Origin of the sequence: Francisella salina (assembly GCF_000219045.1) — a bacterium.
In the GTDB taxonomy this organism is placed as follows: domain Bacteria; phylum Pseudomonadota; class Gammaproteobacteria; order Francisellales; family Francisellaceae; genus Francisella; species Francisella salimarina.
Map to the genome: position 1 here is coordinate 14,781 of NC_015696.1, position 15,785 is coordinate 30,565.

Consider the following 15,785-nt stretch of genomic DNA (forward strand, 5'->3'; position numbering starts at 1 on the left):
GGGCTATATTAATGTCTCTTAGCACAAATATCTCCGATAGTGTTTGACTTTTGGATTTCAATATTTAAAGAATAGCCATTTTGAGAGCTAGTAACAATAATATTTTTTTCTTTATCTCCAATCTTTTTTCTTAGTTTGCTTATTGCAACATCTATTTTTCGACTGTAACCATCATAAGGACAGTTATATACAGCTTGAAATAGATCATCACGATTTACAAACTCATACACATTATCAATAAGTAAAGATAGTATAGAATATTCAATCATACTCAAGTTATAAATAATATCTTGTTCATTCTTAATAGTTTTCATTAATGTATCAAAAACAAATCCATTAAAAGTTACATACCTATAATCTTCGACTTTATCGGCACTAAGAATACTCTTAACTTTTGCTAATAATAACTTTTTATTAAATGGCTTAGATATATAGTTTTTCGCTCCAAATTCATAAGATAAAATTTGATCTATTTCATCATTAGAAGCAGAGGCAATAATAATGTTAATATTTTTACGTGAACGAAGTCTTTTACAAAAGTCCAACCCATTTTCTCCAGGCATCATAATATCTAATAATATTAAATCAATCTCTTTAAATGACTCTATAATTCGCTCTGCTTTAACAGTAGATTCTGCTGTATAAATATTATATCCTTCATTTTCAAGAATATACCTTAGGCTATTCAAAATTTCTTTTTCATCATCAACAATTAGAATACTTTTCATAAATCACCTCTAAATATTGTTATTTCACTTAAATGAGAAATACATAAAATTATTTATAAATATTTACTTTAGTCCAAGCGTCTATGCCATATTTACCAGTTGGCTTATATGCTTTTAAAGAGCATAAATTTGACTCAATGCCAAGGTTACATCGATATAATTCTTTACCAACAGCCACTATTGTTCCTCCTTTATAATCTTTAATATTATTAGGATAAATATAGTCTACTCCTTCTGGTGTAATATCCTGATTATTATTTATGTCAAAAAATGTATTGCTAACATCATTCCAAGCAAGAAAACCTTTCTTCTCTATAGGATTGTACAAAGGATCATTACAGTATAATTGTTGTTGACATTCAAATCTTTTGTTAGCAACATTAACTATTTGACCTGTTTTATAATCTCCTATACCTTTAGGATAATTAGGTATTTCTCCACTTTTAAGTCTATAAGATCTTTTATTCCCAATATTGCTATCTTTTTTTAATTGAAGCTCTTTCCACGCAAGATCTCCATATAGTCCTCCTGGGATATATATTTCATCATTACAAAGTTTAAAATCTAACGTGGGTTTGCACCTATATACTTTACCTGCAAAGTTGACGACTGTGTTTTCATCGTATGATCCTATTTGATCTGGATATATTATAATATTCATATTATTACTTTGATTTTGACCAAATACCTTCTTCAAATACTTGCTGGTGCTTATATTTGTTGAAACTATTGGTGGTAGATGGATATTAGCAATCAAATTAGTTGTACTCCAGGGGATATGTTTATAATTTAGCACTTTGATATTAGTAGCATCAAAGTCCATACTCCAAAGAGCAAAACCAGCAAAAGAAGCTCTATTTTTTTTCATAAGATTGATTGCTTCATTTATATCTGTATTTGATAGTGTATATATGTTTCTTTTTGATGAGATACCTTCAGTAGCAGGAATCATAAAAACCAGCTTATTAGCAGGTATATTAATAGGTTTATCTATCTCATATTTAGGTTCATTAGCCTTAAATCCTTCTTGGGTAGTCAAAGCCCAAGCAAGTGAAGCTATAAATTTGGCATAACTATCAGACGGTGAAATTTTAGTAAACTGACCATTTTTATGCTTAGAAAAGCTCAAAATAGCTAGAGAAATATCTTCAGAGAATGTATCTAGTAAAATATAATTTATATTACTCATGCCAATATCTTCTAACATCTGAATATAAGCATTATTACTGTAAATATTATCCACACCACTTTTAGCTAATGGAGCAACAATATATTCCCATTCAGGAGAAAAAGTTAACCATAGATTATTATTATTTTGTTTGAGGACTGTTATTAGCTTATTTATTTTTGATGCTATAATTTGAGCATCTTTTTCGTTTTTAGGTATAGCCTTATCTGATAAGTCAAAATTTATACCATTAAAACCATATTCATTAATAGTCTTAACTAAATTGTCAAGATTTACGGTTTGCCAATTAATACTTGAATTATCATCCTCAAAAGAAACTAAAATATGTTTTCCTTTTGACTTCATATAACTAATAAAATCTTTCAGTTCTGAGGGGCTATATATCTTGTCTATAGAACTATCGTTTCGATTTTTAAACAATATCTTAAAGTCACCATTTTTTGTATATGTTACAGCAGCTACAATTATTAGGTTGTATTTACAAACTTCAGGATTTTGGTCGCAGTATTCTTCATTTTTGGGCATTTTTATATCCACAGGGGTAGTATCCATCGACTCATTTAGAGCATTAAAGTTATTACTACCCCACAACGGTAAAAAGCCAGCAATAACAGGACTTTTTTTTGTGTTATAAATTTGCGCGCAAATATTATCATAAATACAGGCTTTAAGGTATCTGGCAAAAGCTCCAGGATTACTATAAGAGTCTCCATATAAATCTGCAGCATAATCAGTATTTAAAGACCATCCAGCAACACCCGCAAATCTAGGTTTAAACTTAAGTTTTTCAAACTCCGGTAACATGAGTTTAACAGCTTCTTTTGTGTTTAGAGATATTGTTGCATTACCTTTTGGATGGTAAATAGTATTGGCTCCTCCCGAAATAGCATTTGTTGGCTCAGATATTATAATCTTTGTCTGAGAAGGTATATCAGTATTATTCATGACTTCTAAATAGCTATTGGAAATAAATTCAGGATCATATTGAGGAGGGTTATTGTATTCTTGCATAAAAAGATAGTCTATAGATCCGCTTTCTATGGCTTTATCATAATCATTGCTTTTGCCTGTAGTTACAAGCTTATAATCATTGATTTGAGGCTCTACAGAAATAACTATATTTGTATCAAGTTTTTTAATATCTGATAAAAGCTGACTAAGAAATTCTGGATATGTAGATTTTCTTAAACTAAAAACAATACCATCTATATCGTTCTCATGTAAGAAAGTAACTATGTTTTTAGCCAAAAGATTAACATCAAAAGAGGAAGCTTGCTTTCCTAGAATTATGGGGTCTTTCCCTAATTTATTTATATCGGGGTGAAATGTATTTGGAATACCTCCAACAGCTAATAAAACTTTCATTCCAGTTTTTTTTGCTTCTTTTATTTTATCTATGGTCGTTTGTATAGAAGTTGAATTAGATGAGTAAAAGCCAATATCAGTATTGTATACCTCGCCATAAGCAATAATAATGACATTATAACCATCACTTCTAGCCTTTTCGATATCAACTCTAGATGTAGAATTAGGAGTCCTAATATCTAAAAAACCTGCTATTATTTTTTTAGGTAGTAGATTTAAAGAGGAGTCAGTTTTATCAATATTTATACTTTCTCTTGGTTGAGCAACTAAATATATAGGTGTAATAAAAAGAAAAACTAAGAATAGAGTAAAAAATCTTCTCATTAATAAATGTAATTAAATATATAAAATAATTTCATTATAACTTTTTATTTTAAAAAAGTTAACTTAAGTAAGAGTAAAATTAATTATGACTATTTTTTAAAGACTAAATATTCTTAGGTATAAGTTGTCTATGCTTATTAATCATTAGGCTCTAAACACTCATCACCACCACCTTTGTAGCAAACTTTGTTATTAGGTTGTTCTTTCCATAAGTTTTTATTGTATGGCTGTACAGTATATTCTGTAGTAATAACTTTGAAAGCATCAAGTATTTCGGTTTCGGAAGGGGTATTAATTAAACGCTTATCTCCTATTTGGTTTGCATATGCATAAGAGTCAACGGTCATAAAGTATTTTCCGTGTTTATCAAATTTAGAGCCTGGATCATTTGATATACCTGCAGGCCCAAAAAATCCAATTCCAGGCATATATGCCAAAGCATTAGCTACTAGCTTTTTATCAGCTTCATCGATATCTATATCATTCCAACAGTTTCCATTTTTGCCATCTATCTCTTTTAATGATAGTTTCTCTAGGTATGTCTTTACTCTTTCGATTTTTTCTCTTTCAGCATCTTTAACTCTATCATTATCTAGTAAATTTTCATATTGATTTGCAAGATTTTGTAAAATATCCTTTTTTACTTGAATATAGTCAGCATTTTGGCTTTTAAAACCTTTGTTTAGTAGTTTCATTACACTTTTATTATCTTGATTTGAATTTAAAGGAATAATATGGTGAAATGCAACGACACCTAGGCCGACATTTTCAAAACCAGAGCCTTCATTTTTATAAAATTTGTATCTATCTGTTTGAGTTCCAAGAATTAACTTACATGCCTGTACTGATGAAAATGTATTTATAGATAATAGACAAGCTGCTAGTAGAAAAAATTTCTTTTTCATGATTTTGTTCTTTTCTCTTTTTAATTGTTTTATGAAAGTTATTAACACTAGAATGATACATTTTTGTATGTAAACTGATGTTAAACGTAGTGTCAAATTGTTAAAAGATGTAAATTGAAAGAGGTATTCGTACACTTAGAGATTTTATTATTTTGCTTAATTCTTTTAAGAAAAACTAAGTTGCATACAAGCTGAAGATAATGCAACAATACCAATAAAAAGTATGAAACCATCAGCTAGTAGATTTTTATATTGCTTTAAATATTTGATTTTATAGATACTATAAATAGGCATAATAAATAGTATTACAGCCAAAACAAGACCACCAATACTAGATATCATATCTAATATATTTGGATTTAAGTAAGCAACTAACCAACATGATAAAAATACCACTGATAAGGTAATGGGTTTTATAGCTTTTTGACTAATTGAGTTTTTTGAAATTTTGCAAACTATACCATCTATACCTTCTTTTGATCCTAAGTAATGTCCAAAAAAAGATTTACTCATAGCAACTAGAGCAACCAGAGGAGCTATATAGTCTAAAGAATAATTATCAAAATGACTTGCTAGATAAGATAATATAGAAACATTCTCTTCTTTGGCAGCTATTAAATCATCTGGAGATAGAGTTAGCATTGAGCTAAATACAAATATGACTACTGTAACAATCATTAATATATTACTAAAAGCAATAATTTTCGATGCTTTTTCATCTGCATTTTGCTTATATTTACTTTTCGTATAAACAGCTAAAGATGAAATAATTGGTGAGTGGTTAAATGAGAATATTAGTATCGGCATAATTACCCATATAGCTAATAAAACACCAGAAAAAGTATGATTATATTCAAAGCTATTATGTAGTATATTTATGTCCCAGTATGGAATCATCCATAGTGAAAGCACTAATAATGCTATGATGAATGGGAAAACCAAAAAGCTCATCACGCGAATAATTAGTTTCTGACCAAAATTGATGATAAATACTAATGAAAGTATGGTAAAGAGGCTCAAAAGAAATCTATTATGTATGTCATAGTGAAGCTGATATTTGAAAAAACTAGCTAGAGTATTTGTAATACCAACACTATAAATCAACAGTATCGGTAATATTGCAAATAAATACAGAATATTAAAAATAATACCACCGAATTTACCAAAGTAGTCATCTGCTACGGCAGTAATATCAGAGTCAGTATTTGGGTTAGATATCACAAACCTACACAATGCACGATGAGACAAAAACACCATTGGAAAAATAAAAACTAATACTACAAGTATTGGTATAATACCTGAAATTCCAGTTTGAATTGGTAAAAAAAGTATGCCAGCCCCAATAGCTGTACCAAAGAGGCTAAGAGACCACATAAAGTCTTCATTTCTTTTCATAGTAAATATATATATCTAGTTAAAAATAAAAACACTTACAGAAAGCTAATAATCAGCAATCTATAAGCCAGGTTCAAAATTAGTTAATAAAATTTAATGTAAAAAGAAGAGATTGTCAAAAAAACAAAGCTATAAATATCTAATTAAATTTAGTTTTGTGATTTTAGAAGTAATGATAGCAGAGACATTCTAATAGGAACACTATATTTGATTTGATCAAAATATTTTGCACACTCAAGCTCATCTATAGATCTATCCATCTCATCAACTCTTGGTAGAGGATGAAGGATTATGAAGTTGCTAGTAGCGGAAATATGTTTTCTATCTAAGTAGCATAAATCTTTATTCTCTAAATAACTCTCTTCATTTGGAAATCTCTCTCTTTGAACACGAGTTACATATAGTACATCTAAATCTTTCAGAGCTTCAGCGCTTACCTCTTCTAGTTCACTAAAAGAATTACCATTTTTCTCAACAAAATCTCTAAGTTTCTCAGGGATTTGCAGTTCTTTTGAAGATATAAATTTAAATGTAGCATTATATTTAGCTAAGATATTAGTTAATGAATGAACTGTACGACCATATTTCAGATCTCCTAAGAAACCAATTTTTAGGTTATCAAGAGAGCCTTTCTCAGAATAGATAGTATATAAATCAACTAATGACTGGGTAGGGTGCTCATTTTCACCATCGCCAGCATTTATCACAGGTGAGTGAACATATTTTGAGAATTCTTCAACACTGTGAGGCTTAGGATGACGCATAACTATGATGTCAGCATATTGATCCATCATTCTACCTGTGTCATCAAGGGTTTCGCCTTTTTGGGTAGAGCTAGAAGCACCGTTTTCTAGTGATATAACCTTACCACCAAGTCTATTCATAGCAGATTCAAAAGAGAACCTTGTTCTAGTACTTGGTTCAAAGAAAAGAGATGCTAGTATTTTGCCTTCTAAATCTTTGATGGGTTCTGAATTAGCTAGTTTATTTTTATAAATATCAGCTTGATGAAATAGTTTATATAAGTCATCTTTAGTAATTTGATCGCCTCGTAGAAGCTTTTGAAATGATAGCATTTTAATACTCCAGAAGATTGTTCCCTTTTGGAACGAAGGGGCGGTAGTCGAAGACGCCACACCCTGTTTATCGGCATCCCTCTCAAGAGGGGAATAGGGTATTTTTTTAAAAAAGTAATGGATCCTATGGTTTTAAGCCATAGGAAGACACATTTTAACTATTAATCCATTCTTTAACAGTTTTAACATCAAAATCATTATTGATTTTGCGCATATCTTTAGCTGCAATAACAAAAGCCTCAAAAGCACCTGCTGTCGTCACATATGGTACTCTACTCATAATAGCAGCTCTTCTAAGAGCTAAGCTGATATTTAACTCTTGTCTAATTGATGTATTAACAAGTAGATCAACCTCGCCGGCTTCGATAGCATTAACTGTACTATGAACCTGACTGTTACCAATATTGTCCGAAGCTTTATCAAATAGTTTACAAGCAATACCATGTTCTCTTAAGAAGCTCTCAGTACCCTTAGTAGCAAATATATTAAATCCTAGTTCTATCAGCTCTTTAACAGGCTCTATTATCTTAGGCTTATCAGCATTACTTACAGATATTAGAATATTTCCTTTTAGAGGTAGTTTATTAAAAGACATCTCTTGAGCCTTATAAAAAGCTACGCCAAATGATCTATCCATACCCATTGCTTCACCTGTAGATTTCATCTCAGGGCCTAAATAGCAGTCTACATCAGCAAATCTTCCAAATGGGAATACCGCTTCTTTGACAGAGAAGTGTCTAGGTATAGGGTTATTTAAGATAAACTCAGATAGCTTTTTACCAAGCATAAGTTTAGTAGCAATATTTGCGATACTATTACCAGTAGCTTTTGCTACAAATGGTACAGTTCTTGATGCTCTTGGGTTTACTTCAATTACATACAGCTCAGCATTTTGATATGCAAATTGGATATTCATTAGACCAATAACATTTAACTCTTTAGCTAGTCTGATAGTTGCTTGCTTAACCTCTTCGATTTGCTCATCAGATAGCGAACGAGTTGGTATAGAGCAAGCCGAGTCACCAGAGTGAATACCCGCTTCCTCGATATGTTCCATAATACCTGCGACAAATACACGATCACCACCATCAGCTAGAGCATCAACGTCTAGTTCTATCGCATCTTCTAGGAATTTATCAATTAGAATAGGACCTTCCAGAATACATTTAGCATTTGTTTCAATATATGTATCTAATTCTTCTTTTGAGTGAACTATTTCCATAGCTCTGCCACCTAGCACATTAGATGGTCTTACAACAACAGGATAGCCGACATTAACAATCTTTTTCTTAAGTTCATTAATGGTATATGCGATAGTGTTTAATGGTTGTTTTAAACCAACCTTATTTAATAGTTCTTTGAATCTCTCTCTATCTTCTGCTAGATCAATCTTATCAGGATCTGTACCTAGTATAGGAATATTATTCTCATGTAGGGCAGATACAAGTTTCAAAGGTGTTTGACCACCAAACTGTACAATTACTCCTAGCACTTCACCTTTACGCATTTCGTTTTTGATAATATCAAGAACATTCTCAGCGCAAAGAGGTTCAAAGTATAATTTATCAGAAGTGTCGTAATCCGTAGAAACTGTCTCAGGGTTACAGTTAATCATGATAGTTTCGATACCTTCCTCTTTGAGTGATTTAGCAGCGTGAACACAAGCATAATCAAACTCAATACCTTGACCAATTCGGTTAGGCCCACCACCTAAAATTATAACTTTTTTCTTATCAGATATTTCTGACTCACAGTCACGTACGATTTCTTCATAGCTATAGTGTTCATAAGTCGAGTATAGATAAGATGATTTAGACTCAAATTCAGCAGCACAAGTATCTACTCTCTTAAAAGTAGGGTAGATCTCTTTACCGAAACGGAAGTTTCTAATATATCTTTCAGTTCTACCAACAAGCTCAGCAATTTTCGCATCAGAAAATCCTAGATTCTTATAAACAGAGAATTCTTCTTTGCTATTTGGCAAACCTGTTTTTTTAAGCTTTTCTTCAGCATCTACAATAATTGCAATTTGTTCAATAAACCAAGGATCTATTTTACAAGCATTATGAATATCTTCTTCAGATATACCAAATCTGAGCGCTTGAGCTACTCTTAGAATTCTCATAGGAGATAACTCTTCTAATGATTTCAGAATAGCTACTTTATTTTCTTCTGTTGAGTTTGACTCACTAACACCTGGTATTTCAACTTGATCTAGACCCTTTAAATCTGTCTCAAGTGATACTAGAGCTTTTTGTAAACTTTCTGTAAAAGATCTACCAATCGCCATAGCTTCGCCAACTGATTTCATTTGTGAAGATAAGTTTGACGGTGTAGTAGGGAATTTCTCAAATGTAAATCTAGGAATTTTAGTAACTATATAATCAATAGTTGGTTCAAATGATGCTGGAGTAACTTTTGTTATGTCATTATCAATCTCATCAAGAGTATAGCCAACAGCTAGTCTAGCAGCAACTTTTGCAATAGGGTAGCCAGTAGCTTTTGATGCTAGTGCAGATGAGCGAGATACTCTTGGATTCATCTCGATCACTACAAGCTTTCCAGTCTCTGGGTTTACTGCAAATTGAACATTTGATCCACCAGTCTCTACGCCTATCTCTCTAAGTACAGCAATCGAAGCATCACGCATGATTTGATATTCTTTGTCTGTAAGAGTTAGTGCTGGAGCTACTGTGATACTATCGCCTGTATGGATACCCATAGGATCGATATTCTCAATTGAGCATATAATAATAGAGTTATCAGCCTTATCACGGATAACCTCCATTTCATACTCTTTCCAGCCTAGGATAGACTCATCAATTAACACTTCATTTGTTGGTGATAGGCTTAGACCATTTTTGACAATTGATTCAAACTCTTCTTTTGTATAAGCGATACCACCACCACTTCCACCAAGTGTAAATGATGGTCTAACAATAGCTGGCAAACCAATATCTTCTAGTGCTTTGCGAGCTTCCTCCATAGATTGTACTACAACGTTTCTTGGCACATCAAGACCAATTTTTGCCATGGCTTTGTTAAAACGCTCTCTATTCTCTGCTTTGTCGATAGAGTCAGCTTTTGCTCCTAGCATTTCAACGCTATACTTCTTTAGTATACCAGCAGCATCTAGCTCTAACGCACAGTTAAGAGCAGTTTGACCACCTACTGTAGGTAAGATTGCATCTGGTTTTTCTCTAGCAATAATTTTGCCAACACTCTCAACTGTAATTGGCTCAATGAAGATCTTATCTGCTGTTGTAGGGTCTGTCATGATGGTTGCTGGGTTTGAGTTTACAAGATAGACTGTGTAGCCATCTTCTTTCAAAACCTTACATGCTTGAGTTCCTGAGTAGTCAAACTCACATGCTTGACCGATAACAATTGGACCAGCACCTAATACTAAAATACTTTTTATATCTGTTCTTTTTGGCATCTTCTTAGTTCCCTTTCTTACTTTCTGCTATCATCTCAGCAAATTCATTAAATAAATACTTACAGTCATGTGGGCCAGGCGAGCTCTCTGGGTGATATTGTACTGCAAAAGCTGGTCTATCTTTGAATCTCAAGCCTTCAACAGTACCATCAAAAAGTGAGCTCATATGAATCTCGATATTATCTGGAACTACATCATCACATACTACAAAACCATGGTTTTGGCTTGTAATGAGAACTTTTTTAGTATCAGCATCTAGTACAGGTTGGTTTACACCACGATGACCTTGGTGCATTTTTTTAGTTTTTAAGCCAGCTGCTAGCGCTAATAGCTGGTTACCTAGACAGATACCAAATATTGGCATTTTGATTTCTAGAAGTTTTTTGATGACTGGCATAGTGTAGTCTGAAGTAGCGAATGGATCTCCAGGACCATTTGATAAGAATACTCCATCAGGGTTATGCTTCATAATATCTTCATAAGTACTATCAGCTGGTACTACAGTTACTTTAAACCCTGCATCTACAAGATTTCTTAAGATGTTGTATTTAACACCATAGTCGATGACTACAACATTATACTTGTATTCTTGTTGGTGGCGATATGATTGTTGTCCCAGTTCAAAGGTATGCTCATCCCACTCATATTCTCTATTAGTAGTTACACTTATTGCTAAATCTCTACCACTTAGGTTAGATTTATTTTTGATACGCGATCTTACATAGTTAGCATCTAGAAACTCACCAGGTTTTACAGACAGTATAGCAACCCTTACAGCACCTTCTTTGCGAATCTTACGCACAATTGCACGCGTGTCCACACCACATATACCAACGATATTTCTATTTTTTAACCATGTATCAATATGTTTTTTTGATCTGAAATTTGATGGGCTAGTTAGGTTTTCTCTAACAATTAGACCTTTGGCAAATACACCAAGTGATTCATTATCTTCGTTATTGATACCGACATTACCAATATGTGGAAATGTAAATGTGATAATTTGACCAGCATAAGAAGGATCTGTTAATGTTTCTTGGTAACCAGTCATTGAAGTGTTGAAACAAATTTCGCCGTCTGTCCAACCACGAACTCCTATTGATCTACCAAGATAGTATGTACCATCTGGGAAAACCAATATAGCATTAGTCATATCGTTAGCTAATATCATAATAAAACAACCTTTTTGTGATAAATTGAATTGGAAGAAAAAAAGAGTTTGAAAGTTTTTTCTGTCATTACTTTTTACAAAGTTAATAGGCAAATTGAAAGTATTGTAGGCATTCGAGACCTATATGTAAAGACTGTTTTCTTAAGTTTTGACTAAAGTTGATTTTGGTCTAGTTTTAAAGCTATTTTTATACTACAATTAACTTTTATCTCTTCAAAAAAATCCATTTTTTTCTACAAAATTAATATTTAATCTTTCATGATTTATCTATGATGATATTGGTTTTAGATAAGGTATTAAATATAAGTAGAGATAAGTTTTTGGTGTATGGTATGCTGATTATGCTAATTGCATAACGGGAGGTGGAAAAGAGTTAGAACTTGTACCACCTACTTGATATAAACTAAATCCAAAATTTAGAGTTGCTAAACTAATTGTGATTACTAATATTGCTTTTTTCATTTTGATTACCTTTTTTATTATGTTCTGTATCGAGATGTGAGTATTATTGCAGAGATTGCTTATAAATAAAAATATGTTATTTTTATTTTGTATATAAGTTTTATTGATATTTGGTGGGGATTAGTGAGCATAGTAATAATATAAGGTTATAAAATCATAGTTTTCATTTTTTAAAATGATAATATATGTGAATTATTTAGTAATATTGCTAAACCAAGTTATGAAAAAAATTATTGCGACATTCACATTACTATTTTTGTTGATACCGCTAGGATACTCTGAAGGTAAGCTAGTTTTTGTATCTATGATTACACGCCATGGTGATAGAGCACCATTTGCAAATATCAAAAATGCTGACTATGACTGGGGAACAGAATTATCTGAGCTTACTCCTATAGGTATGCATCAAGAATTTATACTAGGAAGTAAATTAAGACAAAGATATATCAAAAACTTTAAGTTACTTTCATGTAAATATAAGAATCAGAGTATTTTTGTACTATCTAGTCATACTAATCGTACTGTAGAGAGTGCACAGAGTTTATTAATGGGGCTATATCCAGCAGGTACGGGACCTGTTTTGGCTAATGGACAGCGCGCCATTAATGGAGGCTTCCAACCAATTCCTATTATGACTCTGTCAGCAGATTCTAAGCTTATACAATTTCCTTATGAGCAGTATTTGGCTGTGTTGAGAGAGTATGTCTATAACTCTAAAATATGGCAAGATAAGACTAAAGAAGCAGAGCCTAACTTTGCAAAATGGCAGCAAATATTAGGTAATAAAATATCAGGGTTAAATGATGTGATCACTGTAGGCGATGTTTTGATAGTTGCTAAGGCACATGGTAAGCCTCTACCAAAAGGGCTATCTCAAGAAGATGCTGATCAGATAATAGCTCTTACAGATTGGGGCTTAGCACAACAATTCAAATCACAAAAAGTTGCCTATATTATGGGTGGCGAACTTACTAATAGAATAATACAAGATTTAAATAATGCTGCTGAAGATAAATCCAAATATAAAATGACTTATTACTCAGGTCATGATTTGACTCTTTTGGAAGTAATGGGGACATTAGGAGTACCTCTAGCTGAAGCACCAGGCTATGCAAGTAATATGCAATTTGAGCTTTTCAAAGATAGCGATACTTATAAGGTTAAGCTTAGGTATGATGGGAAGTATGTCAAATTACCAATTATGGATGATGATGACAGTTGTACACTAGATGCTCTAAATAAATATATTCAGGGTATTAATAAAAAATTTCAAAAGTAAGTTCTAATTATTTTCTTAGATAAGCGGTGTAATATTGCTCAGTCATTCCTTCAGCCTTTCGGTAGTCTGGAATATTTTCTCTTTGCTTACTATCAATTAGTTCAAACTCAATATTTGGAGAGAAGTTCTTTATCAGCTCAGCTTGGGTAACACTATATGGAGGAGTCTGAGATTTTTTGTCATGCTCCATAACGAGTAGTAGGATTTGAGTATTATCAGAGCATACTTGTAGCATCATCTTTGCATATCTAGCTCTTATATCTTCTGGCAAAGCAATATAAGCTCCTCTATCATACCAAATATCAAAAGCGGGTAGGTTTTGGGCTATTTTAGGTAAGTTAAAAATATCTGTTACATATATCTCGATGTCATCGCCTTTATAGAGCCTATAGTTATTGCCATCTACAACCTCATATTTGATATTATTTTGGCTAAAAAATGATAAAACAGCTTTTTCTGAAAGCTCCACACCGACTACCTTAACGCCGTTAGCTAAAAAGTACAGCATATCTATACTACTTCCACACATTGGCACTAAACATACTGAAGAGCTATTTATATTTAATTTAGAAAAGTGCTTAACTAGAAATTCATTTGGCGACTCTTGACAGAAATCGACATCATTGTTTTGCCATCTATCTAACCAATATTGGTTATGGTTTATCTCGACTTTGCTCATATTATCTTTAATTGGTAATTTATTTAATCTATTAAGAAATATTAACATGAGTGATTAGATAAATATTACTTTTAAATATGGCGATTTATATAATGGTTCTTTATAATTTCGATAGATTATAAAGGAGGAAAAAATGCAAAATCAAAGTTTACTTATCAAAAATGCTACAGTTGTAAATGAAGGCAAAACATTTAAATCTGATGTTTTGGTTGAAAATGGCAAGATTGCACAGGTTGCTGCAAGTATAGACAAACCCGCAGATAAAGTTATAGATGCTACAGGCCTACATCTACTACCAGGTATGATAGATGATCAGGTGCATTTCAGAGAGCCTGGTCTTATGCATAAGGGTGAAATCGAGACAGAATCAAAAGCCGCTGTAATGGGTGGTATTACGTCATATATGGAGATGCCAAATGTAAACCCAGCGACTACTGTTGTAGAGCGTTTAGCTGAGAAAAAAGAACGCGCTGCTGCTAGGTCTCATGCTAACTATGCTTTTTATCTGGGAGCGACAAATGATAATGTTGAAGAGCTAAAGCGCCTGAAACCAAATGATGCTTGTGCTATCAAAATCTTTATGGGAGCATCGACTGGTAATATGCTAGTGAACAATCCTGAGACTTTAGAAGGTTTTTTTAGAGATAGTCCACTTCTTATCGTAACTCATTGTGAAGATACTCCAATGATTACAGAGCTTGAGAATAAAGCTCGTGAGAAATATGGTGAAGATGTACCATTTGATCTACATCCTGAGATTCGTTCAAGAGAAGCTTGTTTTAAATCATCAGAGCTTGCAGTAGGTCTTGCTAAGAAGTACAACTCAAGGTTACATGTACTTCATCTGACTACAGCAGAAGAGATGGTACATTTTGATAATTCTATTCCATTGGAAGAGAAGCGAATTACAGCTGAGGTGTGTGCTCATCATTTATTCTTCTCGCGTAAAGACTATGCAGAGAAAGGTGCTCTAATCAAATGTAACCCAGCTATCAAAGAAGAATCTGATCGCTTGAAGTTACTAGAATGTGTTGCAAATGACACAATTGATGTAATTGCGACAGATCATGCCCCACATACTTGGGAAGAGAAACAAGGCACTTACTTTAAAGCTCCAGCAGGTTTACCACTAGTTGAAGAAGCTCTTATATCTGTATTAGAGCATTATCACAATGGTTTCTTAACTCTAGAGCAAGTTGTTCAAAAAACTGCTCACGCTCCAGCTATAGTATATAAGGTAAAAGATCGTGGCTTCATCCGCGAAGGTTATGCTGCTGATTTAGTACTTGTAAATTTAGACGAGCCACATACTCGTACTGATGAGTGCTCTCATTATAAATGTGGTTGGACTCCGTTTGCTGGTCGTACTTTTAAATCAAAAGTTCAAACAACTATTATCAATGGTGTAGTTAAGTATCACAAAGGTAAAGTAGTAAGCGATCAAAGAGGGCAATGCTTAGAGTTTAATCATGAGTTTTAAATAATAGTTTCGCTACTTACTTCGTAAGTTATAGCGACATACTTTTTTAATGGCAGCCACACCCCGCCATTAAAATGGCACCCCTCTCAAGAGGGGAATTGTATGCAATACTGCCTAGCACTACGCTATCGTAGTCAAAACCAAATGGAAAATAAAAAACTCACTTCGTTCATACAGTTTTATTTTCTTATCATTTGCTTTTGAAACTACTAGCCGCTAATGTGCTGATTCCCCTTCAAATATTGAAGGGGTGGCTTGCGAAGCAAGATGGGGTAGTTTTTAGTCATCCTATG

General features: G+C 32.8%; 11 protein-coding genes. 2 read left to right on the plus strand and 9 right to left on the minus strand.

All coding sequences use genetic code 11. The features are described from left to right. Positions 1 to 8 precede the first annotated feature (8 nt). The 8 genes from F7308_RS00075 to F7308_RS10375 all read right to left on the minus strand — a co-directional run bounded on the left by F7308_RS00075 (position 9) and on the right by F7308_RS10375 (position 12,054). Positions 9 to 728, minus strand: coding sequence for a response regulator transcription factor (locus F7308_RS00075; protein ID WP_013921807.1), 720 nt, complete (start codon positions 726 to 728; stop codon positions 9 to 11). Positions 729 to 777: 49 nt separating this feature from the next. Further along, complete coding sequence (locus F7308_RS00080; RefSeq protein WP_013921808.1) at positions 778 to 3,606, minus strand: glycosyl hydrolase family 18 protein; 2,829 nt, start codon at positions 3,604 to 3,606, stop codon at positions 778 to 780. Between the two features lie 137 nt (positions 3,607 to 3,743). After that, positions 3,744 to 4,511 carry a hypothetical protein gene (locus F7308_RS00085; protein WP_013921809.1) on the minus strand — a complete coding sequence of 256 codons (768 nt, stop codon included), beginning with the start codon at positions 4,509 to 4,511 and terminating at the stop codon, positions 3,744 to 3,746. 165 nt (positions 4,512 to 4,676) lie between these two features. Continuing rightward, positions 4,677 to 5,906, minus strand: coding sequence for an aromatic amino acid transport family protein (locus tag F7308_RS00090; RefSeq protein ID WP_041263562.1), 1,230 nt, complete (start codon positions 5,904 to 5,906; stop codon positions 4,677 to 4,679). A 149-nt stretch (positions 5,907 to 6,055) separates the two neighbouring features. Then, a complete protein-coding gene (pyrB, locus tag F7308_RS00095) occupies positions 6,056 to 6,982 on the minus strand; it encodes an aspartate carbamoyltransferase (RefSeq protein WP_013921811.1) in 927 nt (308 codons plus the stop codon). A gap of 154 nt (positions 6,983 to 7,136) precedes the next feature. Then, positions 7,137 to 10,421, minus strand: coding sequence for a carbamoyl-phosphate synthase large subunit (gene carB / locus F7308_RS00100; protein WP_013921812.1), 3,285 nt, complete (start codon positions 10,419 to 10,421; stop codon positions 7,137 to 7,139). A 4-nt stretch (positions 10,422 to 10,425) separates the two neighbouring features. Next, complete coding sequence (carA, locus tag F7308_RS00105; protein ID WP_013921813.1) at positions 10,426 to 11,592, minus strand: glutamine-hydrolyzing carbamoyl-phosphate synthase small subunit; 1,167 nt, start codon at positions 11,590 to 11,592, stop codon at positions 10,426 to 10,428. A gap of 339 nt (positions 11,593 to 11,931) precedes the next feature. Then, on the minus strand, positions 11,932 to 12,054 hold the full coding sequence (locus F7308_RS10375) for a hypothetical protein (RefSeq protein ID WP_013921814.1): 123 nt from the start codon (positions 12,052 to 12,054) through the stop codon (positions 11,932 to 11,934). A 220-nt stretch (positions 12,055 to 12,274) separates the two neighbouring features. Here F7308_RS10375 and F7308_RS00110 point away from each other — a divergent pair, with 220 nt between their 5' ends. Further along, a complete protein-coding gene (locus F7308_RS00110; protein WP_198006047.1) occupies positions 12,275 to 13,333 on the plus strand; it encodes a histidine phosphatase family protein in 1,059 nt (352 codons plus the stop codon). Between the two features lie 7 nt (positions 13,334 to 13,340). Here F7308_RS00110 and F7308_RS00115 read toward each other — a convergent pair whose 3' ends face one another. Next, entirely contained in the window at positions 13,341 to 14,012 is a 672-nt protein-coding gene (locus tag F7308_RS00115) for a thiopurine S-methyltransferase (RefSeq protein ID WP_041263858.1), read from the minus strand. Positions 14,013 to 14,145: 133 nt separating this feature from the next. On the opposite strand from F7308_RS00115, the gene F7308_RS00120 reads away from it, so the two are divergent. Beyond that, entirely contained in the window at positions 14,146 to 15,492 is a 1,347-nt protein-coding gene (locus F7308_RS00120; protein ID WP_013921817.1) for a dihydroorotase, read from the plus strand. Positions 15,493 to 15,785 lie beyond the last annotated feature (293 nt).

Excerpts from the sequence above, each read along its gene's own strand:
- F7308_RS00110 (WP_198006047.1), top strand. The coding sequence starts at position 12,275 with ATGAAAAAAATTATTGCGACATTCACATTACTATTTTTGTTGATACCG.
- F7308_RS00120 (WP_013921817.1), top strand. The coding sequence starts at position 14,146 with ATGCAAAATCAAAGTTTACTTATCAAAAATGCTACAGTTGTAAATGAA.
- carB (WP_013921812.1), bottom strand. The coding sequence starts at position 10,421 with ATGCCAAAAAGAACAGATATAAAAAGTATTTTAGTATTAGGTGCTGGT.
- F7308_RS00085 (WP_013921809.1), bottom strand. The coding sequence starts at position 4,511 with ATGAAAAAGAAATTTTTTCTACTAGCAGCTTGTCTATTATCTATAAAT.
- F7308_RS00115 (WP_041263858.1), bottom strand. The coding sequence starts at position 14,012 with ATGAGCAAAGTCGAGATAAACCATAACCAATATTGGTTAGATAGATGG.
- carA (WP_013921813.1), bottom strand. The coding sequence starts at position 11,592 with ATGATATTAGCTAACGATATGACTAATGCTATATTGGTTTTCCCAGAT.
- F7308_RS00080 (WP_013921808.1), bottom strand. The coding sequence starts at position 3,606 with ATGAGAAGATTTTTTACTCTATTCTTAGTTTTTCTTTTTATTACACCT.
- F7308_RS00075 (WP_013921807.1), bottom strand. The coding sequence starts at position 728 with ATGAAAAGTATTCTAATTGTTGATGATGAAAAAGAAATTTTGAATAGC.
- F7308_RS10375 (WP_013921814.1), bottom strand. The coding sequence starts at position 12,054 with ATGAAAAAAGCAATATTAGTAATCACAATTAGTTTAGCAACTCTAAAT.
- F7308_RS00090 (WP_041263562.1), bottom strand. The coding sequence starts at position 5,906 with ATGAAAAGAAATGAAGACTTTATGTGGTCTCTTAGCCTCTTTGGTACA.
- pyrB (WP_013921811.1), bottom strand. The coding sequence starts at position 6,982 with ATGCTATCATTTCAAAAGCTTCTACGAGGCGATCAAATTACTAAAGAT.